A 21300-nucleotide genomic window follows, 5' to 3' on the forward strand; every position below is an offset into this window, starting at 1 on the left:
TCCGCCGAGTGCATCGACGACCCCGGCGACGACTCCGACGCGCTGCTCCGGCCGCAGCATCCTTCCGGGGATGCTGCGGCCGGTGCGGTGAAAAGCCCGGCTAGACTTGGATGTGCGACCCGACCTGTGGCATCTTGAGTCCTTCCAGGGTCCGATACCGAGATGGAGGGGCTGTGCATGGCTGAAGCGGTGAATCCCGCAGTGCGGGCCGGTGACGCCCAGGACGTCGTCGCGGCCGAGGGTACCGGGCCTGTCACCACCGAGGTCCCGCAGCCTGCAGGCCGGGGGCTCGTGCAGCCCGCGTCGCCGTCGTCCGCGCCTTCCGCGAGCAGCGCCGGCGAAGTCGCCCCCGGCCGCCGCGGCCGCACCCGTGCCAGGATCGCGCGACTCACCGGGAGGGGTTCCTCCGGGTACTCGCCCGTCCTCGAGCCGCTCCTGCGCACGGTACGCGCCAACAACCCCAAGGAGGACCTGGACCTCATCCAGCGCGCCTACCTGGTTGCCGAGCGCAGCCACGAGGGCCAGACGCGGAAGAGCGGCGACCCCTACATCACGCACCCTGTGGCCGTCGCGACCATCCTCGCGGAGCTCGGCATGACCGGCACCACGCTGGCGGCAGCGCTGCTGCACGACACCGTCGAGGACACCTCCTACACTCTTGACGAGCTGAAGCGTGATTTCGGCGCGGAGGTCGCCATGCTGGTCGACGGCGTGACGAAGCTGGACAAGGTCTCCTTCGGGGATGCCGCCCAGGCCGAGACGGTCCGCAAGATGGTCGTCGCCATGGCCAAGGACATCCGGGTGCTGGTCATCAAGCTCGCCGACCGGCTGCACAACGCCCGGACCTGGCGCTTCGTCTCCCCGGCATCCTCGGCGAAGAAGGCGCGGGAGACCCTGGAGATCTTCGCCCCCCTCGCCCACCGCCTCGGCATGAACACCATCAAGTGGGAGCTGGAGGATCTCTCCTTCGCCGCGCTGCATCCGAAGGTGTACGAGGAGATCGTCCGGATGGTGGGGGACAGGACCCCCGAGCGGGAGAAGCACTTGAGCCTCGTGCGGAACCAGGTCGAGGAGGATCTCCGCGCGGTGAAGATCAAGGCCACCATCACCGGGCGGCCCAAGCACTACTACTCGATCTACCAGAAGATGATCGTGCGCGGCAAGGACTTCGACGACATCCATGACCTGATGGGCGTGCGCGTGCTGGTGGACAGCGTGCGCGACTGCTACGCGACCCTCGGCTCGCTGCATTCCCGCTGGAACCCCCTGCCCGGGCGGTTCAAGGACTACATCGCGATGCCGAAGTTCAACATGTACCAGTCGCTGCACACCACGGTGATCGGCCCCGGCGGGAAGCCGGTGGAGATCCAGATCCGGACGCACGACATGCACCGCCGCGCCGAGTACGGCGTCGCGGCGCACTGGAAGTACAAGAGCGGCGGGCGGCAGCTCGAGACCCCGGAGAACGGCGACATGGGGTGGCTCCGCAGCCTCGTCGACTGGCAGCAGGAGACGTCCGACCCGAACGAGTTCCTCGATTCGCTGCGCTTCGAGATCAATGCGCGCGAGGTGTTCGTGTTCACCCCGAAGGGTGAGGTCATGGCGCTGCCGGCCGGGTCCACGCCCGTGGACTACGCGTACGCGGTCCATACCGAGGTGGGACACCGGACCATCGGCGCCCGGGTCAACGGGAAGCTGGTGCCGCTCAACAGCGAGCTGAACCACGGCGACTGGGTGGAGATCTTCACCTCGAAGGCCGAGGGGGCCGGCCCCAGCCAGGACTGGCAGGGCTTCGTCAAGAGTCCCCGCGCCCGGAACAAGATCCGCCAGTGGTTCACCAAGGAACGCCGCGAGGAGGCGATCGACAAGGGTAAGGAGCTGCTGACGCGCGCCATGCGCAAGCAGAACCTGCCGCTGCAGCGCATGATGACGCACAGCGCCCTCATGTCGGTCGCGGAGGAGCTGAAACACCAGGACATCGCCGCGCTGTACGCGGCGGTGGGCGATGGCCACACGTCCGCGCAGAACGTGATCGAGCACCTCGTCGCGCTGATGGGCGGTCATGAGAGCGCGGAGGAGAAGATCGCGGAGACCGCGGTTGCCACGCAGCCCCGGAGGCCGAAGTTCTCCGACTCCGGTGTGACGGTCCGCGGTGTCGGTGATGTCTGGGTCAAGCTGGCCCGGTGCTGCACGCCCGTCCCGCCGGACCCCATCATCGGGTTCGTCACGCGCGGCTCCGGCGTCTCGGTGCACCGGAACGACTGCCGGAACGTGGCGGAGCTGAGGGACCAGCCGGACCGGATCGTGCCGGTCGACTGGGCGCCCACGCAGTCCAGCGTGTTCCTCGTGGAGATCCAGGTCGAGGCGCTGGACCGCAAGAGCCTGCTCTCGGACGTCACGAGCGTGCTCGCCGAGAACCACGTGAACATCCTGGCGGCGAACGTGAACACGTCCTCGGACCGGGTCGCCATGTCGCGGTTCGCCTTCGAGATGGGTGATCCCAAGTACCTGAACCACATCCTGAGTGCCGTGCGCCGCATCGACGGCGTCTTCGACGTGTACCGGACGACGGGGTCGCAGCGCCGCTGATCGAAGCACTGCCGGCCGCAGCACCGGTACCCGGATTCGTCCGGTCCTGAAACTGCAGGTGTCCGGCGGGACGACGTGGGCGGGCTGCCCGGCGCCGTCGCATGTCCCGCGCTCAGTCACGATGTGGACCCCGGGCCTGACGCAGCCGCTCCAGTGCCCGGGTCTTCCCCGGCACGCGCGCGGTCCTGGCCAGGGCCACCTCCACCAGCCGGAGCGGGCAGTCCAGGGTGGCCGAGGATCCGATGGCGCGCAGGATCTCCACCGCATCCCGCTCCTCTCCGTGCACGGCGATGTCCAGCGCCGTCCTGAGCGGTGTCGTCACGGATACGCCACCCACGAGGTTGACGTCGAACGGCCCGAGCGCCACCTGGTGCATGACGGCGGGCGAGAAGGGCGGGAGGGCGGTCGTGCGGCGCCGATGGTCCGTCACGAGGCTGATCACGCTCGGAGGAGCCGCGCAGCCGTAGATCCACGCCGCGCAGGATCGACCGAGCGCCACACGGGGGCGCACAGAGTGCGGGACGCTGTGTGCCGCCGCCCGGGACCTGGTGGCAGGATCCTCCCGGAAGTCGCTGCGGAGGTAGGAGTCCCCGATCACGAGGCGGACGAGGCCGTCGAGCCGCATGGCCTGCAGCTCGGCCGAGGTGAAGATCTCGCCTGCGTGGAACAGGGCGCCGCCGGTCGACGTCACCGGGACGGCGCCTGCCCCCAGATGGCGTTCCGGGGGTGCTGCGACGTCGGCACTGTCGAGGGGAGGCATTGGTCCAGCATCGCGAGGACGGCCTCGACGCAAAAGCCCTCCGGCGCCGATGTGGACAACGGCGCCGGAGGGCTGGTGGCTCGGCGGCCGGCGGACCGGCCCCCGGCTAGGAGAAGTCCTGGGCGGACTTCTGCAGCATCTCCAGCCACTGTTCGCGAGCGGCGAGGGCTTCGCGCGCGCCGGCGATCTTCTTCGCGTTGCCCGCACGCTCGGCCGAGGCGAGGTCCTCGCGGAGCTGCGCGATCGTCCCCTCGAGCTGGCTGAGCGCACTGTTGGTGCGCGCCTTCGTCTCGGGATTCGTCTTCGTCCAGTGCTCGTCATCCGCAGACTTCACGGCGTCCTCGACCTGGCGGAGACCGGCATCGATCCGGCCCATGTCCGCGCGGGGCACCTTGCCGGCCTCGTCCCAGCGGTCACGGATGGACTGCAGTGCCTTCTTGGCGGCGGCGAGGTCGCGGATCGGCAGGATCTGCTGGGCTTCCTTCAGCAGGGCCTCCTTCGCCACGAGGTTCCCTGCGTACTCCTCGTCGACTGCCTCGTTGACGGCCTTGCGGGCCTCGAAGAAGCGGTCCTGCGCTGCCCGGAAGCGGGCCCACAGGGCGTCGTCGTCCTTGCGGCTTGCGCGCTTCGACGCCTTCCACTCGTCCATCAGGCGCCGGTACTCGGCGGCGGTCTGGCCCCAGTCGGTGGAGGTGGACAGCTGCTCCGCGCGCTTGATGAGCGCTTCCTTGGCCTGCTTGGCCTCGGCGTTGTCGTTGTCCAGCTGGGAGAAGTATGCGCGGCGGTGGCGGTCGAACACGGTGCGGGCCGAGCGGAACCGCTTCCACAGGGCGTCCTCCGTACCGCGGCCCAGGCGCGGACCGTTCTTCTGGGCAGCCTTCCACAGCTCGAACAGCTCGTTCATGCGCGTGCTGCTGGCCTTCCACTGCACGGTGGAAGGATCGCGCCCCGAGAGCTCCTCGGCCTCCGCGACGATGGCTTCGCGGGCAGCGAGTTCCTTCGCCTTGAGCTCGTCCTGCACGGCGCGTTCGGCCTTCTCGAGACCGCCGATCTCCGCGAGGAGTGCGTCGATCCGCGCCTCCAGGGCGAGCACGTCGCCGACCATCTTGCGTTCCCCGACCTGCGCGCGCAGATGCTTGGCGGTCTTGGTCATGTCCGACGACGGCGCCTTGGCCTGGACACGCTGCTCGAGCAGGGCGACCTGGCTGACGACGTCGTCGTACTTCCGGACGAAGTAGCCGAGCGCCTCGTCACGCGTCGCATCGGGGTACTGGCCCACCGCGTGCTCTTCGCCGTCGACGAGGAGGAAGACATGGCCGTCCTCCTCGACACGTGCGAACTTCGCGGCCTCCTCGAGGGAGGTGCTGTGCGCGGGTGGAGCGACGACGGGCTGGGCGGTCTTCTTCAGCGGCCGCGGCGTCATGGCGGTGGGCAGCGGCGGCTTGGGAGCCGCGAGGCGGGGGAGGGGGTGCTGAGGGGAGCGGGTTCTGCGGCGAGGGGCGGAGCGGGCTCGGTCGTCCCGGTCGCTTCGGTCGTCGTCGCGACGTCGTCCGCTGTCGCCTCGGCTTCCGAGGTCCCGGCGTCGTCCGCTGCTGCGGCGTCGGCCGGAGCCGCGACCTCGTCGACCGTGGTGGCAGCCGTGTCGGCCTCGGTGGCCTCGGTGGCCACCGGGTCCGCCGTGCCGGCGGACGCCTCATCCGCCGTCGCGTCATGATCCGCGGCGGATCCGTCCTCGACCACCTCGTCCGCGGGAGCAGCGGGGGCGTCCGCAGGAGCCGCTGCCTCGTCGGCCTGAGCCGCCGGGGCGTCCTCCGTGCCGGAGGTCGAGGGGCGGTCGCCCATGGCACCGTCGGCCTCCGCAGCGTCCTGCTGCGTCCCGAGGCCGATGGTCGTTTCGTCGGATTGCTGACTCTCTGTCACCGCTAGAAGTCTTTCGCTCGTCGGATGGCCCTGATCAACGCCGGAGCCATGTCATGCAGGATCACACCATGCAGGGTTCAGGAGTCTATCGGTCCGGTCCCGGCCGGCGAGGGAGGCGTCCACCGGACACCCCTGCTCGACACCGGCAGTACCGCGATTCCTGCCCCTGAGGCTACTTTACCCACTGCCCTCCGTTCCGCGTCCCGGCGCGGATCACGCCGGTGCGTCCACCCGAGCGGCGCCCGGCCCCTGTCACCGCCTGCCGTCCCTTTTCCGGCTGCCCTGCCTGACGCCTAGGATTGAGGCCGCAGAACCGGACCGCCGGCAGCACGGCCGCGGTGACCGGACCCCGTGCAGGAGGAGATCAACACCATGGCCCGCAAGGCATCACTGTCCGGCTTTCCCGAGTGGCTCCCGGAAGAGCGCCTGATCGAGCTGCACGTCCTCGAGGTCCTGCAGCGCACGTTCGAGCTGCACGGGTTCTCGAGCATCGAGACGCGCGCCGTCGAGACCGTGGAGCACCTCCTGCGCAAGGGCGAGATCGACAAGGAGGTCTACGCCGTCTCGCGGCTTCAGGCCGAGGAGGCCTCGGCGTCGGAGAGCGGACTGGCGCTGCACTACGACCTCACGGTCCCGTTCGCCCGCTACGTCGTCGAGAACGCGGGGCACCTCGCCTTCCCGTTCCGCCGGTTCCAGATCCAGAAGTGCTGGCGGGGTGAGCGCCCGCAGGAGGGCAGGGCCCGCGAGTTCACGCAGGCGGACATCGACGTGGTGGGTGACGGCGTCCTGCCGTTCCGGTACGACGTCGAGCTCGCCCTCGCCGTCGTCGAGGCCTTGGGGGCCCTCCCGATCCCCGACGTCACGCTCCGCGTCAACAACCGCAAGCTGGCGGAGGGGTTCTACCGGGGGATCGGTCTCGAGGACACGGCCGCGGTGCTGCGCAGCATCGACAAGCTGGAGAAGATCGGCCCGGAGAAGGTCGGCGCCCTGCTGCGGGACGAGACAGGTGCCGACGACAGGCAGGTGGAGCTCGCCCTCGAGCTGGCGGGCATCCGCACGCCGGACACGTCCTTCGTGGACCAGGTGCGTGCCCTCGGGGTGACGAACGACCTGCTGGAGGAGGGCCTCGACGAGCTCCGCCAGGTGGTCGGCGAGGCGGCACGTCGCGCCCCGGGCCGGGTCGTCGCGGACCTCAGTATCGCCCGCGGTCTCGACTACTACACGGGGACCGTCTACGAGACGGTCCTCGACGGGCACGAGGGCCTCGGCTCCATCTGCTCGGGCGGCCGCTACGACTCCCTCGCCCGGAAGGGCAACCGCACCTTCCCCGGTGTCGGCCTGTCGATCGGGGTGACGCGCATCGTCTCGCGGATGCTCAGCCAGGGCTTCGCGACCGCCTCCCGCGCCGTGCCCACGGCCGTCCTCGTGGCACTCGCCGACGATGACGCGTGGTCGCAGGCGCAGGACGTCGCCGCGGCCCTGCGCCTGCGCGGGATCTCCGCGGAGGTCGCTGCGGGTGCCGAGAAGTTCGGCAAGCAGATCAGGTTCGCCGATCGACGGGGTATCCCGTTCGTCTGGTTCACGGCTGCGAACGGCACGCACGAGGTGAAGGACATCCGGTCCGGCGATCAGGTGGTGGCCGATCCCGCCACGTGGATGCCCCCGTCGGCTGACCTGCGCCCGGTGATCACCCGCGCCTGACCCCGCTCACGCCGTCGCGCGCCCGCCGGGCGAGCACGATCGCCCGGCCGACGAGTCCGACGGCGAGCACCACCAGCATGGTGACCACCGACGTCGCCGGGAGCGTGAAGGCGAGGACGAGGCAGGCGAGCGCGCCGGCCACGTTCAGCCAGCGCGGCGCGTACCACTGCCGGTCCGTCAGGGTGAAGGCCGCGATGTTCGCGATCGCGTAGTACAGCAGGACGCCGAAGCTCGAGAAGCCCACCACCGTCAGCACGTCCGTGGCCAGCAGGAGCACCGCGACCACCACGGCCGTGGCGATGTCGGCGACCCAGGGGACGCCGAAGCGCCGCGAGACGCGCCCCAGCAGCTGTGGCAGGTCGCCTCCGCGGGCCATGGCGAGGCTCGTCCGCCCGACGCCGGCGATGAGCGCGAGCAGCGCGCCCAGGCTCGCGAGGGCCGCGGCGAGGGTCACGACGGCGCCGCCCCGGCCCATCGAGCCTTCGCCGGGCACCGCGGCGTCGAACACGTCGCGCAGGGGTGCGGAGGCTTCCGCCAGGGCGGCCGGGCCGAGCACCCTGAGCAGGGACACCCCCAGCACGAGGTAGAGGACCAGCGTGAAACCGAGGGCGCCGAGGACGGCCAGCGGGATGGTCCTGCGTGGGTTTCGGACCTCCTCGCCCATCGTCGCGATGCGGGCGTACCCGGCGAAGGCGAAGAACAGCAGGGCCGCCGCCTGCAGGACCCCGCCGGCCCCCACGGGCACGGTGTCGGAGGCGCCCTCCGCCGGGGGCGTGCTGAGGGCGACCACGATCACGAAGGCGATCACCGGGACCACGAGCGAGACGATCACGCGGGTCGCGAGGGCCGTGCGCGTCACGCCGAGGAGATTGACGGCCGTGAGTGCGGCGACGGCGGCGACGGCCGCTGCCTTCTCGAAGCCCGGGGCGGCGTAGAGGCCGAACGTCAGGGCCATCGCCGCGCAGGAGGCCAGCTTTCCCGTCACGAAGCTCCAGCCCGCGAGGAAGCCGGTCCAGTGACCGAGCTGTTCGCGGCCGTAGACGTACGCGCCGCCGCTGGACGGGTAGCGGACGGCCAGGGAGGCCGTGGCGGAGGCGTTGCAGTAGGCGACGAGGCCGGCGATGAGGATCGCCAGGGGCAGGAACCGCCCCGCGGCGGCTGCCGCAGGCGCGAAGACCACGAAGGCGCCGGCACCGATCATCGCGCCCACGCCCACGGTGGTCGCGTCGAAGGCGCCCATCACGCGGCGCAGGGCTGGTTGCTGGGACATGGTCCTCCTCGGACGGGGTGGCCGCCGGGCGGCTGATCGCGCCGGTCGGGCAGGACGGCCGGGCGCCGTCCTCCTCCTCCGGCCGGGCAGTGTCCGGGCGCCCGGGGGCGGACCGGTAAAGTTGACTCGGTTCGCACCAACTGTAGGCAGGCGCATCGGCACCTGCGATTCATCTGACACCCCTGTGGGAAGGAATGCTGTGCTCCGCACGCATGAACTCGGCTCCCTTCGGCCCGAGCACGTAGGACAATCGGTCACCCTGGCGGGCTGGGTCGCGCGACGCCGCGACCACGGCGGCGTGGCCTTCCTCGACCTCCGTGACGCCTCCGGTTTCGCGCAGGTCGTGGTCCGCGAGGAGGACGTCTTCTCGAGCCTCCGCAACGAGTACGTCCTGCAGATCGTCGGCACCGTGCAGCAGCGCCCCGAGGGCAACGAGAACCCCGCCCTCCCCACGGGCGCCGTCGAGGTGATCGCGGACTCCGTGACCATCCTCAACACCTCGGACCCCCTGCCGTTCCAGATCGACGAGCACGTCGAGGTCGGCGAGGAGGCACGCCTCCGCCACCGCTACCTCGACCTCCGCCGTCCGGGCCCCCAGGCCAACCTGCGCCTGCGTTCCGAGGCGAGCCGCGTGGCGCGCGAGCTGCTGCACCAGGACGGGTTCGTGGAGATCGAGACCCCCACCCTGACACGCTCGACACCCGAGGGCGCGCGCGACTTCCTCGTTCCCGCGCGGCTCGCGCCCGGCTCCTGGTACGCCCTGCCGCAGTCCCCGCAGCTGTTCAAGCAGCTCCTCCAGGTGGGCGGCTTCGAGAAGTACTACCAGCTGGCCCGCTGCTACCGCGACGAGGACTTCCGCGCGGACCGCCAGCCGGAGTTCACGCAGCTCGACATCGAGGCGAGCTTCGTCGAGGAGGACGACATCATCGCGCTCGGCGAGCAGCTCGTCTCCCGCCTGTGGAAGCTCATCGACGTCGACGTGCCGCTGCCCATCCGCCGCATGACCTACGCGGACGCCATGGCGAAGTACGGCTCCGACAAGCCCGACCTGCGCTTCGGTCTGGAGCTCAGCGAGCTGACCGGCTTCTTCAAGGACACCGGCTTCGGTGTGTTCAAGGCCCCCTACGTCGGCGCCGTCGTCATGCCCGGTGGCGCGTCGCAGCCCCGCCGCCAGCTCGATGCCTGGCAGGAGTGGGCCAAGCAGCGCGGCGCCAAGGGCCTCGCGTACGTCCTCATCGACGACGACGGGAGCCTGCGCGGACCGGTCGCGAAGAACCTGACCGACGCGGAGCGCGAGGGCCTCGCTGCGGCGACCGGCGCGAGCCCCGGCGACTGCATCTTCTTCGCCGCCGGGGACGCTGCGTCCTCGCGCGCCATCCTCGGCGCCGCACGGGTCGAGATCGGCCGACGCACGGGACTCGTCAAGGAGGGTGACTGGGCGTTCGTCTGGGTCGTCGACGCTCCGATGTTCGAGCCCGCGTCGGCCGCGGTGGCTGCGGGCGACGTCGCCGTGGGTGGCGGCGCGTGGACGGCCGTGCACCACGCCTTCACGTCGCCGAAACCCGAGTTCGTGGACACGTTCGACTCGGACCCGGAGAACGCCCTCGCCTACGCGTACGACATCGTGTGCAACGGGAACGAGCTCGGTGGCGGATCCATCCGTATCCACCAGCGTGACGTCCAGGAGCGCGTGTTCGCGGTCATGGGACTGAGCGCCGAGGAGGCTCAGGCGAAGTTCGGGTTCCTGCTCGAGGGCTTCAAGTACGGAGCGCCTCCCCACGGCGGGATCGCGCTCGGCTGGGACCGCGTGGTGTCGCTGCTGGCCGGCACGGACTCCATCCGCGACGTCATCGCGTTCCCGAAGTCCGGCGGCGGCTACGACCCGCTCACCGCCGCCCCCGCGCCCATCACGGCGCAGCAGCGCAAGGAGGCGGGCGTCGACGCGAAGCCCAGGTCGGAGACCACGGCCGACCAGTAGGCCGGTCAGGTGCCTCCGCGCCCTGAGGGACGGGACACCCGGCAGGGGTGTCCCGTCCCTCCGGCGTCCGGGGCCTCATGCGCCACGCCCGCGGTGATCGCTGTGGGACGAATTGTGACGATCCGGCGGTGGGTCCGCGGGCACTGTGAAATAATCGGCGCAGTACGTGCTCCGGGGTCGGTGTAAGTCCGAACCGGCGGTGATAGTCCGCGACCCGCTCCGTCGTTCCGCACCCGCGGAACGAGGGCGGTTGAGCCGGTGGAATTCCGGGACCGACAGTCAAAGTCTGGATGGGAGAAGCACGCACAGCAGTGCACTGTCCGCTGCCCGATCGATGGGCCGTGGCTATGCCGTGGTCCGCCGCGGCACGGGGTGCACTGCTGCTATCACCCGGAGCCGTCGTAGCGGCGAAGGATCGGCATGGATTTTCTGCAGTGGCTCTTCGAAGCCCGCATCCCCGTAGGCAACGGCTCCCTGCTGCTCCGTGAGGTGGTGGGCAACGTCTTCGGGCTGCTCAGCGCCCTCGGCGGCATGCGGCGCCGGGTCTGGGCCTGGCCGGTCGGTATCGTCGGCAACGTCCTCCTCCTCACCGTCTTCCTCGGTTCCGTCTTCGGCGCCGCGAGTGCCGCCAACCTCCTCGGCCAGGCCGGCCGCCAGGTCATGTTCATCGCCGTCTCCGTATACGGGTGGCGCCAGTGGCAGGCGAGCCGACACGGGGGCGGGCAGGCCGTGACGCCCCGGTGGGCCGGGACCAGGGCCAGGATCGGCATGGTCGCCTTCATGGTCCTGGGGACCGTCGCCCTCACCCCCCTCTTCCGCGTGCTCGGTTCCTACGAGCCCGTGTGGGCCGATGCCTGGACCTTCGTCGGGTCCCTCCTCGCCACCTACGGCATGGCCAGGGGCTGGGTCGAGTTCTGGCTGGTCTGGGTGGCCGTGGACCTCGTGGGTGTTCCCCTGCTGTTCAGTGCCGGCTACTACGCGAGCGCCGTCATGTACGCCTTCTACGGGGTCTTCACCCTGGTGGGCTTCTTCGTGTGGGCCAGGGCCCAGCGCACGGCGCAACCCCGTGTCGAGGCCCTCCTGCCCGACCCCAGCCTCCGATGAGCACGACGACGCGGGTGGCGGAGGCCGAGGCGAGGGCGATGCTGCGCGCGCTGGAGCTCGCCGGTCTCGGCGTGCGTGGCGCGAACCCCCTCGTCGGCGCCGTCCTCCTGGCTCCCGACGGTATGGTCCTCGGGGAGGGGCACCACCGGGGCGCCGGCACCCCCCACGCGGAACCCGCGGCCCTCGCGGATGCCGGGGACCGCGGGCACGACCCCCGCGGCGGCACGATGGTGGTCACGCTCGAACCGTGCAACCACACGGGACGCACCGGCCCGTGCAGCGAGGCGCTCATCAGCGCCGGTGTGGCCCGCGTGGTCTTCGCCGCGGCTGACGTCAACGGACCAGCGGCGGGCGGCGCGGGCCGGCTCCGCGCAGCGGGCGTCGGGTGCGTCGGCGGGGTGGAAGCGGAAGCGTCGCAGCACCTCAACGAGCGCTGGACGGCGTCCGTCGCAGCGGGTCGCCCCTTCGTGACAGTGAAATCGGCCCAGTCGCTCGACGGGCGGGTGGCGGCGGTCGACGGCACCAGCCAGTGGATCACCGGACCGGAGGCGCGCGCCGACGGCCACCGCCTCCGGGCCCTCGCCGACGCGGTCCTCGTGGGCAGCGGGACGGTGCGCGACGACGATCCGCGCCTCACCGCGCGCGGCGGGCCTGCGGTGGACGGGACGTCCGCGGGAGCCAGGGCGACCCTGCGCGTCGTGATGGGGCTGACCCCGGTGCCCTGCGAGGCCGCCATCCGGGGTCCGGGCTTCGTCCACCTGACCACCCGGGACGTTCGCGCCGCCCTCGATGAACTCTTCGCCCGGGGGGTGCGGCACCTCCTTGTCGAGGGGGGACCGCGGATCGCCGCCGCCTTCCTCCGTGCAGATGTGGTCGACGAACTGGTCAGCTACGTGGCGCCCGTGGTCCTCGGTGACGGCGCTCCCGCCTTCCCCGACCTGGGGATCGTCTCCCTCGCCGCTGCCCCGCGCTGGGGCCTGGACGAGGCGGGCGGACCGGCCGTCCACCGACTCGGGGCGGATGTCCGGCTGCACCTCCGGCCGCCGCCCGGGTGAGCAGCCCGTCCGGCGTCCGACGCCGGACGACCCGACCCCCGGTCGATCCAGGTAGACCCACCCGTCGCTCCATCCCCTCCCGACCCACCCGAAGGAAGTACCCGTGTTCACAGGAATCGTGTCCGAGCAGGGCAGCGTCGTCTCACTCGACGTCACGCCCGACGGCGAGAGCGCGCTGCTCGTCTTCGAGGCGCCCGAGACCGGGAGGGACCTCAGTCCCGGGGCGTCGATCGCCGTCAACGGCGTCTGCCTCACCGCGGTGACGCTCGACGGCGGGCGCGTGGGCGTCGACGTCATGGGCGAGACCCTCCGACGCACCACCACGGGCGGGCTGCAGCCCGGGACGCCCGTCAACCTCGAGCGCTGCGTGCCGGCCGGCGGACGCCTCGACGGTCATGTCGTCCAGGGCCATGTCGACGGCATCGGGGTGCTCCTCGAGCGTGAGGACCTCGGCGCCTGGCACCGGCTCCGCTTCGGCCTGCCCGCGACGCTCGGCCGGTACGCCGCCGAGAAGGGGTCCGTCGCGATCGACGGCGTGTCCCTGACCGTGACCGCGGTGAGCGCGCCGGAGGAGAGCGACCAGTGGTTCGAGGTCGGCCTCATCCCGACGACCCTCAGGGAGACCGGTCTCGGCGCCAAGGCCATCGGCGATCCCGTGAACCTCGAGATGGACGTGCTCGCCAAGTACGCCGAGCGCCTGCTCGGTTTCTCGGCGGTCGACGCCCGGCGGCAGGACACGTCCGGGGACGCGCAGTGATCCGCGAGCCGGTCCGCGACGCGACACTCCTCCGCCTCGATCCCGTCGAGGACGCGATCGCCGCCATCGCGGCCGGCGGTGCAGTCGTCGTGGTCGACGACGAGGACCGCGAGAACGAGGGCGACATCGTCTTCGCCGCCGAGGACGCGACCCCGCAGCTCGTCGGCTGGACCGTGCGGTGGACCTCCGGTGTGCTGTGCGTCCCGCTCCGCGCTGAGGATGCGGACCGCCTCCTCCTGCCGCCGATGACCGCCGTGAACGAGGATTCCAAGGGCACGGCCTACACCGTGTCCTGCGACGCCGCGACGGGCGTCAGCACGGGCATCAGCGCCGCGGACCGGGCCCGGACCGCGCGAGTCCTGGCGGACGGCGCCAGCGGGCCCACGGATCTCACCCGGCCGGGCCACGTCTTCCCCCTCCGCGCTGCACCGGGCGGCGTGCGCGAGCGGGCCGGCCACACCGAGGCCGGGGTGGAGCTCAGTGTCCTCGCGGGCAAGCGCCCGGCCGCGGTGATCGCGGAACTCGTGCACGACGACGGCGACATGATGCGGCTGCCGGCCCTGCGCCGGTTCGCCGACGAGCACGGCATCCCCCTCGTCTCCATCGAGGATCTCGTCGTCTTCCTCGGGGCACGTGCAGCGTCCGGGCCCGACGGCAGCACCGGCGCCGGCGGTGCAGTCCATCGTCCGGACACCCCTGAACACCCCCTCGACATCCCCAGCGACACCACCCCGGAAGGAACAGCATGAGCGGCCACGGAGCACCCAGCATCGACATCAGCGCACTCACCACGCAGGACGGCGCGCCACTGCGGCTCGCGATCATCGCGGCGAGCTGGCACACGCAGATCATGGACGGTCTGCTCGACGGCGCCCGGCGTGCCGCCGCGGAAGCGGGGGCGGACGTCACCGAGATCCGCGTGCCGGGTAGTTTCGAGCTGCCCGTCGCCGCCGCGCGCATCGCCCCGCACGTCGACGCGGTCGCTGCCCTCGGCGTCGTCATCCGCGGCGGGACGCCCCACTTCGAGTACGTGTGCCAGGCCGCGACCTCCGGCCTGACCGACGTCAGCGTCCGGACGGGCGTACCGGTCGGCTTCGGGGTCCTGACCTGCGACACCGAGCAGCAGGGCCTCGACCGCGCCGGCCTGCCCGGCTCCTCCGAGGACAAGGGCCACGAGGCGGTCTCCGCCGCGCTGGCCACGGCCTCCGTCCTCCGGGCCTTCGGGCGGTGACGGCCGAGGTATCCGTCACAGGGCGGGCCGGGCGTGCCGAGCCGGTGCGGCGAGCCGATAGCCTAGGGGATGTGAAAACCTTTGATTCCCTGTTCGAGGAGCTCAGCGCCAAGGCCGTCGAGCGCCCTGCGGGGTCGCGCACCGTCGCGGAACTCGACTCGGGCGTGCACGGCATCGGCAAGAAGGTCGTCGAGGAGGCCGCCGAGGTCTGGATGGCCGCGGAGTACGAGTCGACGGAGGACGCCGCCGAGGAGATCTCGCAGCTGCTCTACCACCTGCAGGTCCTCATGATCGCGAAGGGACTCACGCTCCAGGACGTCTACAAGCATCTCTAGCCGCGCCGGCCCACCCGCCCGCGGCCCACGATCGCCTGTCCCACCCTCCTGACGCGAAAGTACCCCATGCTCCGTGTAGCAGTCCCCAACAAGGGCGCCCTCTCCGAGGCCGCCTCGTCCATGCTCGCCGAGGCCGGCTACCGCCAGCGCCGCGACTCCCGCGAGCTCGTCCTCGTGGACCCCGAGAACGAGATCGAGTTCTTCTTCCTGCGGCCCCGCGACATCGCGGTGTACGTCGGTTCCGGGACGCTCGACGTCGGGATCACCGGCCGTGACCTGTTCCTCGACGCGCAGGTGAAGGCGGAGGAGCTCATGCAGCTCGGCTTCGGCGCGTCCACCTTCCGCTTCGCCGGTCCGGTCGGCGACTTCGACGCCCTCGAGCAGCTCGAGGGCAAGCGGCTCGCCACGAGCTACGAGGGCTTGCTGAAGGACTACCTCGCCGAGCGCGGCATCACGGCGTCGGTGGTCCGGCTCGACGGCGCCGTGGAGTCCTCCGTGCGCCTCGGCGTCGCCGATGCCATCGCCGACGTCGTCGAGACCGGCAACACGCTGCGCGCCGCGGGGATGGAGATCTTCGGTGATCCGATCCTGCAGAGCGAGGCCGTGCTCATCGGCCGCGCGGGGGAGGCCCCCGTGGGCCTCGACGTGCTCCTGCGCCGCCTGCAGGGCGTCCTCGTGGCCCGGCAGTACGTGATGATGGACTACGACGTCCGGAAGGACCTCGTCGACGCGGCGGCGGCCCTGACCCCCGGCCTCGAGTCCCCGACCGTCTCGCCCCTGCGCGACTCCGAGTGGGTCGCGGTGCGCTCCATGGTCCGGCGGAACCAGACCAACCGCATCATGGACGAGCTGTACGAGCTCGGTGCGCGCGCCATCCTCGTCAGCACCATCCACGCCTGCAGGATCTAGGGAGGCGAGCATGAGTGTCGCCATCCGCGTGATCCCCTGCCTCGACGTCGACGCCGGACGCGTGGTCAAAGGGGTCAACTTCGAGGACCTGCGTGACGCCGGGGATCCGGTGGAGCTCGCGCACCGCTACGACCGGGCCGGTGCCGACGAGCTCACGTTCCTCGACGTGACCGCCTCCTCCGGTAACCGCGAGACCACGTTCGACGTCGTCTCGCGGACCGCCGAGGAGGTCTTCATCCCGCTGACGGTGGGCGGGGGAGTCCGCGAGATCTCCGACGTCGACCGCCTCCTGCGGTACGGCGCGGACAAGGCCTCGATCAACACCGCCGCCGTCGCGCGGCCGGCCGTGATCGACGAGATCACGAAGCACTTCGGTGCCCAGGTCCTCGTCCTGTCGCTCGACGCGCGCCGGACCCGGGACGCCGCGACGCCGTCGGGCTTCGAGGTGACGACCTACGGCGGCCGCAAGGGTACCGGGATCGACGCCGTCGCCTGGGCGAAGGAGGCCGCCGACCGCGGGGTGGGGGAGATCCTGCTGAACTCGATCGACGCCGACGGCACCAAGGAGGGGTTCGACCTCGAACTCATCCGCGCCGTACGGGCGGCCGTCGGCGTGCCGCTCATCGCCTCGGGCGGTGCGGGCGAGCCCGCACACTTCCCGCCCGCCGTCGAGGCCGGCGCGGACGCCGTGCTGGCGGCCTCCGTCTTCCACTTCGGTCCGGTGTCCGCGATCGCGGACGTCAAGGCCGCGATCCGCGCGGCAGGGTACCCCGTCCGCTAGGCGCCGGGTCCTGCCTGCAGCGGGAGGATTCAGAGACCGACGTCGGCACTCTCGAGCAGGGCGACGGCATCGGGCCGGCCCTCGAACGTGACGAGTGCCTGGGCACGGCGACCGTGGGCGTGCATGAGCAGTTCGCCCGGCTCGCCCACGATGGCCACCGATACGGGTGCGCGCTTCGCGACGTGGCGGGGACCGTCCGTCCGCACCAGCACGATCCCGAGATCCACGCCGCGGTAGAGGATGGCGGCGCGCTTCACGAGTTCCTCCCACAGGGCGTTCGCGTAGTCCTCGTCGAGCGCCCTCGGTGCCCAGCGCGAGCCGGCCCGCCGGACGTCCTCGGTGTGGACGAAGTACTCGATCAGGTTGGCGCTCTTGTCGACGGCATTGAGGCGCATCGGCGAGAGCGCGGGTGGACCGGCGAGGAAACGCCGAACGAGCGCCTCGTAGCCCGCCGGGGATCCGGCACGTTCGGCCGTCTCCCGCGTGGCGCGCTCGGTGATCGGGGCGAACCTCTTCACGACCATGCCGAGGCCCAGGGCAGGCTTGTGCTCGCGCAGGTACAGATGCGCCGCCAGATCGCGCGTGTGCCACCCCTCACAGAGCGTGGGGGCATCGGGACCGGCTGCCAGGAGCGTCTCGGCCAGGACCTCGCGGGACGGGGTTACGTAGTGCATCACTGCTGAAACTAGCACGCCGCGCGAGGGCGGTGGCAGGCGCGCCGCGCCGTCGTCGGGGCCGCACTAGAATCAGGGGTGATGCCTCCCACCACGTCCTCCCCGTCAGCTGCCGGAACAGGCGCTCCTCCGGTCTCCGAACGCCAGGCGGCGCGCGACGCGCCCCTGCTCGATCCCGCGATCGCCGGGGCCCTCAAGAAGGACGACGCCGGCCTGGTCGCCGCCGTCGTCCAGCAGTACGACACGCTCGAGGTGCTCATGCTCGGCTGGATGGACGAGGAGGCCCTCCGCCGGACCCTGACCACGGGTCGGGTCACCTTCTTCTCCCGGTCACGCGACGAATACTGGCGGAAGGGCGACACCTCCGGACACCGTCAGTGGGTCAAGGGCGTGGCCCTGGACTGCGACGGAGACGCCCTGCTCGTCACCGTCGACCAGGAAGGCGCCGCCTGCCACACCGGCACCCGCACGTGCTTCGACGGCCGCGACCTGCCCTCCGTCACCTCCAGCCGTCCCGACGCGGAAGGATCCTGACCCGCATGCAGCAGCTCGGCACCATCAGCCCCACCCTCGAGGAGTTCCGCGACCTGGCGAAGGCGCGGCGCGTGGTTCCCGTGCACCTGAAGGTCCTGGCGGATGCGCACACGCCCATCGGGATCTACCGCAAGCTCGCGGACGGCCGCCCGGGCACCTTCCTCATGGAATCCGCGGCCGTCGGCGGCGTCTGGTCGCGCTACTCGTTCATCGGGGCGCACTCCCGGGCGACCCTGACCACGCGCGACGGCGAAGCGCACTGGCTGGGCGAGCCGCCGGCCGGCGTGCCGGTCGCAGGCGATCCCGTCGAGGCGCTCCGCCTCACCGTCGAGGCCCTGCGCACGGAGCGCTTCGAGGAACTGCCTCCCTTCACCTCCGGCATGGTCGGCTTCGTGGGCTGGGAGGCCGTGCGCCACTGGGAGCGGCTGACGAGTCCGCCCGAGGACGATCTCCTGCTGCCCGAACTGGCGATGTGCCTGGTCTCCGACCTCGCCATCCATGACAACTCCGAAGGCTCGCTCACCCTCGTCGCCAACGCCGTCAACTTCGACGGCACCGACGAGCGGGTCGACGAGGCCTGGCACGACGCCGTGGCGCGGGTGCGCGCCATGCTCGCCACGCTCGTCGCCCCGGCCGAGCTCGCCGTGTCCGTCATGGCCGAGGGCACGCCGACGGCGGAGGAGTCGATGGAGCGCGTCCGGGAGTCCTGGTTCGAGCCGGAGTACCTGCGCGCGATCGAGCGCGGCAAGCGGGCCATCGTCGACGGCGAGGTCTTCCAGGTCGTCATCAGTCGCCGCTTCGAGATCGAGTGCGACGCTTCTCCGCTGGACGTCTACCGCATCCTGCGGACCACCAACCCGAGCCCCTACATGTACCTGTTCAGCCTCGAGGATTCCGACGGACGCGGCTACTCGATCGTCGGCAGCTCGCCGGAGGCACTCGTCACCGTCACGGGCGACGAGGTCATCACCCACCCCATCGCGGGCTCGCGCCCCCGCGGCAGGACCACGGAGGAGGACCGCGACCTCGCCGTCGAACTCCGGGCGGACACCAAGGAGAAGGCCGAGCACCTCATGCTCGTGGATCTCGCGCGGAACGACCTCTCCAAGGTGTGCACGCCGGGCAGCGTCGACGTCACCCAGTTCATGGAGGTGGAGAAGTTCAGCCACATCATGCACCTCGTCTCCACGGTCGTCGGTCGGCTCTCGCCGGCGAAGACGGCCTACGACGTCCTCGCGGCGACCTTCCCGGCCGGGACACTCTCCGGCGCCCCGAAACCGCGTGCCCTGCGGCTCATCGACGAGGTGGAACCGCATCGCCGCGGCATCTACGGAGGAGTGGTCGGCTACCTCGACTTCGCGGGCGACATGGACATGGCCATCGCCATCCGCTCCGCGCTCCTGCGCGAGGGCACGGCATACGTCCAGGCCGGCGGCGGGATCGTCGCCGACTCGGTGCTGGAGGCCGAGGCCCTCGAGACCGTGAACAAGGCTGCGGCACCCCTGCGGGCAGCCCTCACCGCGGCCGGGCTCCGGCCCGCGGCGGTGGACGCACCATGAGTGCCGGACGCACCGAGCGCACCGCGCCGGGCAGGTTCGCGCGGCGCGGCATCGTCGTCATGGGGATCGTGGTCCTCGCGCTCCTGGCCTTCGGTTCCACGACCCAGACCTGGCTCACCGTCCGCCTGCCGCAGGAGGCCGTGCAGACGCCGGACCTGATGATCGCCGGGAGCGACGCGTCGACCCCCGTGACGGCCTTCGCCCTCGTGGCCCTGGCGGCTGCCCTCGCCGTGTCGATCGCCGGTCGCCTCGCTCGGTGGGTCATCGCCGTGATCCTCGTGCTCTCGGGCGTCGGTATCGCCCTGTCCAGCGCGGGTGTCGCGCTCGATCCCGCGGCGGCTGCAGAACCCGCCGTCGGCGAGGCCATCGGCGTGAGCGGCCTGGCCGGTGCCGAGGCGACGGCCGGCGTCTTCCCGTGGCTCGCCGTCGCGGCCGGCGTCCTCCTGGTGCTCGCGGCCGCCTGGGTGGTCCTGGCGGGCCGCACCTGGGGAGTGAACCGACGGTACGACGCCGGGGCCTCGCGGGCGGTGACGCCTGCTGCCGGTGACCTGCAGCCCGGAGCGCCCGCGCCTTCCACAGGAGACGTAGCCCCCGGGGTGGTCCCGGTCGCCGATGACGACGACGGCCGCAGTGAAGGTCCCGTCGACGGACGTCCGGTCCCGGGAGGCGCGTCATCCTCCGCGACGGCACGGTCCGCGGCCGCGCCCGATGCACCCCCCGACCCACTGCTCCCCGCCGGGGACGAGACCGGCGGGGCATCCTCGCCCACGGCGCGCCCCTCCCGCGGCCGGTCCAGCGCCCATGCGGACGAGATCGACAGCTGGGACCAGCTCTCGCGGGGCAACGACCCGACCGGCTGACGGCCGGGCGCGTACGTCCCCACCGGTCCTCCCGACCGCCCCATCAATGGCAGAATGGAACCTGACCCGTTCGAAGGAGATTCACCATGGCATCCGAGACCCGCGCCTCCGCGACCCGCAACACCCCCGCGAACCACGCCCGGATGGGTGACGAGACGATCGGTCACGGCAACAGCCCCGCGGCATGGACCTGCGTGCTCATCATGCTGGCCGGTGCCGCTGTGGCCTCCTTCGCCTACATCCTGGCGAGCACGGAGGGCAACCACGACTTCGGCACCCTCCTCTTCTGGATCGGGATCGCGGTGATGTTCGTCGGCCTCCTCGTCGGATTCGTCCTCCGGAAGATCGGCTACGGCGTCGGCGGCTCCAAGCTCAAGAACAACGGCCACTAGATGACGGTCCTCGACGACATCATCGGGGGCGTCCGCGAGGACCTCGCGGAGCGTCGGCGTGCCGTTCCCCTCGAGGACGTCCGGAGGGCGGCGACGTCCGCTCCCGCTCCGATCGACGCCTTCTCGGCGCTCGGCTCGGGTGCGGGAGGAGACCTCGCGGTCATCGCCGAGGTGAAGCGCAGCAGCCCCTCCAAGGGCGCCCTGGCGGACATCGCCGATCCGGCGTCCCTTGCCGCGTCCTACGAGCGTGGCGGCGCCGCCGTCATCTCCGTGCTCACCGAGGAGCGGCGGTTCGGGGGTTCGCTGGCCGATCTCGACGCCGTCCGAGCAGCAGTCCAGGTGCCTGTGCTCCGCAAGGACTTCACGGTGGACGCCTACCAGATCTGGGAGGCGCGGGCCCACGGCGCCGACGTCGTGCTCCTGATCGTCGCGGCACTCACCGACGCCGAGCTCGCCGGCTTCCTCGCCCTCACCCACGAACTCGGCATGAGCGCGATCGTCGAGACCCACACCGAGGACGAGGTACGGCGCGCCGTCGCGGTGGGGGCACCTATCATCGGTGTCAACGTCCGCAACCTGAAGACACTCGAGATCGACCGCGGCGTCTTCGCCGGATTGGCCCACCTCGTGCCGGCGGGGACCGTCGTCATCGCCGAGTCGGGCGTCCGTGATGCCGCCGACGTCGAGGAGTACGCGGGCCACGGCGCGCACGCGGTCCTCGTCGGCGAGGCGCTCGTCCGGCACGACGATCCGGCCGCGACGATCGCGGATTTCCGCCGGACGGGCCGCACCGCCTGGCGGGAGTCGGGCATGGCCGCACGCGCCTGAACGCGTCGACGGGCCGGCGCCGGCAGCTCCCACCGGGGAGGGGTCCAGCCGGACCATCCATAC

The 21300-nt window shown here is 71.4% G+C and carries 21 protein-coding genes and 1 riboswitch; of the genes, 16 read left to right on the plus strand and 5 right to left on the minus strand.

Going from position 1 to position 21300, the window contains the following annotated elements:
* The first annotated feature begins 177 nt into the window (after positions 1-177).
* The gene (locus NVV32_RS06750) at positions 178-2589 is read left to right on the plus strand and encodes a RelA/SpoT family protein (RefSeq protein WP_422391776.1); all 2412 of its coding nucleotides are present in this window, start codon (positions 178-180) and stop codon (positions 2587-2589) included.
* Between the two features lie 112 nt (positions 2590-2701).
* On the opposite strand, the gene NVV32_RS06755 is transcribed toward NVV32_RS06750, so the two are convergent.
* The 3 genes from NVV32_RS06755 to NVV32_RS06765 form a co-directional block, all read right to left on the minus strand.
* Positions 2702-3349, minus strand: coding sequence for a hypothetical protein (locus NVV32_RS06755; RefSeq protein ID WP_055771785.1), 648 nt, complete (start codon positions 3347-3349; stop codon positions 2702-2704).
* 106 nt (positions 3350-3455) lie between these two features.
* The gene (locus NVV32_RS06760; protein ID WP_422391777.1) at positions 3456-4772 is read right to left on the minus strand and encodes a DUF349 domain-containing protein; all 1317 of its coding nucleotides are present in this window, start codon (positions 4770-4772) and stop codon (positions 3456-3458) included.
* Positions 4769-5269 (minus strand): hypothetical protein, encoded by a 501-nt coding sequence (locus NVV32_RS06765; protein WP_422391778.1) that lies wholly within the window; start codon positions 5267-5269, stop codon positions 4769-4771. Before NVV32_RS06765 ends, NVV32_RS06760 begins: the two co-directional genes overlap by 4 nt.
* Positions 5270-5641: 372 nt before the next feature.
* Here NVV32_RS06765 and hisS point away from each other — a divergent pair, with 372 nt between their 5' ends.
* The gene (gene hisS, locus NVV32_RS06770; RefSeq protein WP_422391779.1) at positions 5642-6970 is read left to right on the plus strand and encodes a histidine--tRNA ligase; all 1329 of its coding nucleotides are present in this window, start codon (positions 5642-5644) and stop codon (positions 6968-6970) included.
* Here the strand turns inward: hisS and NVV32_RS06775 are convergent.
* The gene (locus NVV32_RS06775; RefSeq protein WP_422391780.1) at positions 6957-8240 is read right to left on the minus strand and encodes an APC family permease; all 1284 of its coding nucleotides are present in this window, start codon (positions 8238-8240) and stop codon (positions 6957-6959) included. The two genes, hisS and NVV32_RS06775, sit on opposite strands and share 14 nt — an antisense overlap.
* Before the next feature lie 199 nt (positions 8241-8439).
* Here NVV32_RS06775 and aspS point away from each other — a divergent pair, with 199 nt between their 5' ends.
* The 9 genes from aspS to hisF all read left to right on the plus strand — a co-directional run bounded on the left by aspS (position 8440) and on the right by hisF (position 16390).
* Positions 8440-10218, plus strand: coding sequence for an aspartate--tRNA ligase (gene aspS / locus NVV32_RS06780; protein WP_422391781.1), 1779 nt, complete (start codon positions 8440-8442; stop codon positions 10216-10218).
* A 163-nt stretch (positions 10219-10381) separates the two neighbouring features.
* A riboswitch (FMN riboswitch) is annotated at positions 10382-10524 on the plus strand.
* 114 nt (positions 10525-10638) lie between these two features.
* On the plus strand, positions 10639-11322 hold the full coding sequence (pnuC, locus tag NVV32_RS06785; RefSeq protein WP_055771779.1) for a nicotinamide riboside transporter PnuC: 684 nt from the start codon (positions 10639-10641) through the stop codon (positions 11320-11322).
* A complete protein-coding gene (gene ribD, locus NVV32_RS06790) occupies positions 11319-12377 on the plus strand; it encodes a bifunctional diaminohydroxyphosphoribosylaminopyrimidine deaminase/5-amino-6-(5-phosphoribosylamino)uracil reductase RibD (protein ID WP_422391782.1) in 1059 nt (352 codons plus the stop codon). Before pnuC ends, ribD begins: the two co-directional genes overlap by 4 nt.
* 103 nt (positions 12378-12480) lie before the next feature.
* Positions 12481-13134, plus strand: a complete 654-nt coding sequence (locus NVV32_RS06795) for a riboflavin synthase (RefSeq protein WP_422391783.1) — start codon at positions 12481-12483, stop codon at positions 13132-13134.
* On the plus strand, positions 13131-13883 hold the full coding sequence (gene ribB / locus NVV32_RS06800) for a 3,4-dihydroxy-2-butanone-4-phosphate synthase (RefSeq protein ID WP_422391784.1): 753 nt from the start codon (positions 13131-13133) through the stop codon (positions 13881-13883). Before NVV32_RS06795 ends, ribB begins: the two co-directional genes overlap by 4 nt.
* Entirely contained in the window at positions 13880-14365 is a 486-nt protein-coding gene (ribH, locus tag NVV32_RS06805; protein ID WP_422391785.1) for a 6,7-dimethyl-8-ribityllumazine synthase, read from the plus strand. The genes ribB and ribH overlap by 4 nt, the downstream gene beginning before the upstream one ends.
* A 71-nt stretch (positions 14366-14436) precedes the next feature.
* Entirely contained in the window at positions 14437-14700 is a 264-nt protein-coding gene (locus NVV32_RS06810; protein WP_055771768.1) for a phosphoribosyl-ATP diphosphatase, read from the plus strand.
* A gap of 66 nt (positions 14701-14766) precedes the next feature.
* Complete coding sequence (gene hisG, locus NVV32_RS06815) at positions 14767-15609, plus strand: ATP phosphoribosyltransferase (RefSeq protein ID WP_055771765.1); 843 nt, start codon at positions 14767-14769, stop codon at positions 15607-15609.
* 10 nt (positions 15610-15619) lie between these two features.
* Positions 15620-16390: an imidazole glycerol phosphate synthase subunit HisF gene (gene hisF, locus NVV32_RS06820; protein WP_055771761.1), complete on the plus strand. Its 771-nt coding sequence runs from the start codon at positions 15620-15622 to the stop codon at positions 16388-16390.
* A gap of 29 nt (positions 16391-16419) precedes the next feature.
* Here hisF and NVV32_RS06825 read toward each other — a convergent pair whose 3' ends face one another.
* The gene (locus NVV32_RS06825) at positions 16420-17064 is read right to left on the minus strand and encodes a TIGR03085 family metal-binding protein (RefSeq protein WP_422391786.1); all 645 of its coding nucleotides are present in this window, start codon (positions 17062-17064) and stop codon (positions 16420-16422) included.
* A gap of 81 nt (positions 17065-17145) precedes the next feature.
* Here NVV32_RS06825 and hisI point away from each other — a divergent pair, with 81 nt between their 5' ends.
* From hisI to trpC, 5 genes are all read left to right on the plus strand, one after another.
* Positions 17146-17598, plus strand: coding sequence for a phosphoribosyl-AMP cyclohydrolase (gene hisI, locus NVV32_RS06830; protein WP_055771754.1), 453 nt, complete (start codon positions 17146-17148; stop codon positions 17596-17598).
* Positions 17599-17603: 5 nt separating this feature from the next.
* The gene (locus NVV32_RS06835) at positions 17604-19157 is read left to right on the plus strand and encodes an anthranilate synthase component I (RefSeq protein ID WP_055771751.1); all 1554 of its coding nucleotides are present in this window, start codon (positions 17604-17606) and stop codon (positions 19155-19157) included.
* Positions 19154-20017, plus strand: coding sequence for a Trp biosynthesis-associated membrane protein (locus tag NVV32_RS06840; RefSeq protein ID WP_422391787.1), 864 nt, complete (start codon positions 19154-19156; stop codon positions 20015-20017). The genes NVV32_RS06835 and NVV32_RS06840 overlap by 4 nt, the downstream gene beginning before the upstream one ends.
* A 143-nt stretch (positions 20018-20160) precedes the next feature.
* Positions 20161-20409, plus strand: coding sequence for an HGxxPAAW family protein (locus NVV32_RS06845; protein WP_082471566.1), 249 nt, complete (start codon positions 20161-20163; stop codon positions 20407-20409).
* Positions 20410-21237, plus strand: a complete 828-nt coding sequence (gene trpC / locus NVV32_RS06850; RefSeq protein ID WP_422391788.1) for an indole-3-glycerol phosphate synthase TrpC — start codon at positions 20410-20412, stop codon at positions 21235-21237.
* Positions 21238-21300: the final 63 nt, after the last annotated feature.

The sequence above is a fragment of the Arthrobacter sp. N1 genome, from assembly GCF_048288285.1.
Lineage (GTDB): Bacteria > Actinomycetota > Actinomycetes > Actinomycetales > Micrococcaceae > Arthrobacter_D.

What these genes read in the sequence shown, in the direction of transcription:
- hisF (WP_055771761.1), top strand. Translation starts at nt 15,620, where the DNA reads ATGAGTGTCGCCATCCGCGTGATCCCCTGCCTCGACGTCGACGCCGGA.
- NVV32_RS06840 (WP_422391787.1), top strand. Translation starts at nt 19,154, where the DNA reads ATGAGTGCCGGACGCACCGAGCGCACCGCGCCGGGCAGGTTCGCGCGG.
- trpC (WP_422391788.1), top strand. Translation starts at nt 20,410, where the DNA reads ATGACGGTCCTCGACGACATCATCGGGGGCGTCCGCGAGGACCTCGCG.
- hisG (WP_055771765.1), top strand. Translation starts at nt 14,767, where the DNA reads ATGCTCCGTGTAGCAGTCCCCAACAAGGGCGCCCTCTCCGAGGCCGCC.
- NVV32_RS06760 (WP_422391777.1), bottom strand. Translation starts at nt 4,772, where the DNA reads ATGACGCCGCGGCCGCTGAAGAAGACCGCCCAGCCCGTCGTCGCTCCA.
- NVV32_RS06845 (WP_082471566.1), top strand. Translation starts at nt 20,161, where the DNA reads ATGGGTGACGAGACGATCGGTCACGGCAACAGCCCCGCGGCATGGACC.
- ribH (WP_422391785.1), top strand. Translation starts at nt 13,880, where the DNA reads ATGAGCGGCCACGGAGCACCCAGCATCGACATCAGCGCACTCACCACG.
- hisS (WP_422391779.1), top strand. Translation starts at nt 5,642, where the DNA reads ATGGCCCGCAAGGCATCACTGTCCGGCTTTCCCGAGTGGCTCCCGGAA.
- NVV32_RS06835 (WP_055771751.1), top strand. Translation starts at nt 17,604, where the DNA reads ATGCAGCAGCTCGGCACCATCAGCCCCACCCTCGAGGAGTTCCGCGAC.
- NVV32_RS06825 (WP_422391786.1), bottom strand. Translation starts at nt 17,064, where the DNA reads ATGCACTACGTAACCCCGTCCCGCGAGGTCCTGGCCGAGACGCTCCTG.
- pnuC (WP_055771779.1), top strand. Translation starts at nt 10,639, where the DNA reads ATGGATTTTCTGCAGTGGCTCTTCGAAGCCCGCATCCCCGTAGGCAAC.
- NVV32_RS06755 (WP_055771785.1), bottom strand. Translation starts at nt 3,349, where the DNA reads ATGCCTCCCCTCGACAGTGCCGACGTCGCAGCACCCCCGGAACGCCAT.
- hisI (WP_055771754.1), top strand. Translation starts at nt 17,146, where the DNA reads ATGCCTCCCACCACGTCCTCCCCGTCAGCTGCCGGAACAGGCGCTCCT.
- NVV32_RS06775 (WP_422391780.1), bottom strand. Translation starts at nt 8,240, where the DNA reads ATGTCCCAGCAACCAGCCCTGCGCCGCGTGATGGGCGCCTTCGACGCG.
- ribD (WP_422391782.1), top strand. Translation starts at nt 11,319, where the DNA reads ATGAGCACGACGACGCGGGTGGCGGAGGCCGAGGCGAGGGCGATGCTG.
- NVV32_RS06750 (WP_422391776.1), top strand. Translation starts at nt 178, where the DNA reads ATGGCTGAAGCGGTGAATCCCGCAGTGCGGGCCGGTGACGCCCAGGAC.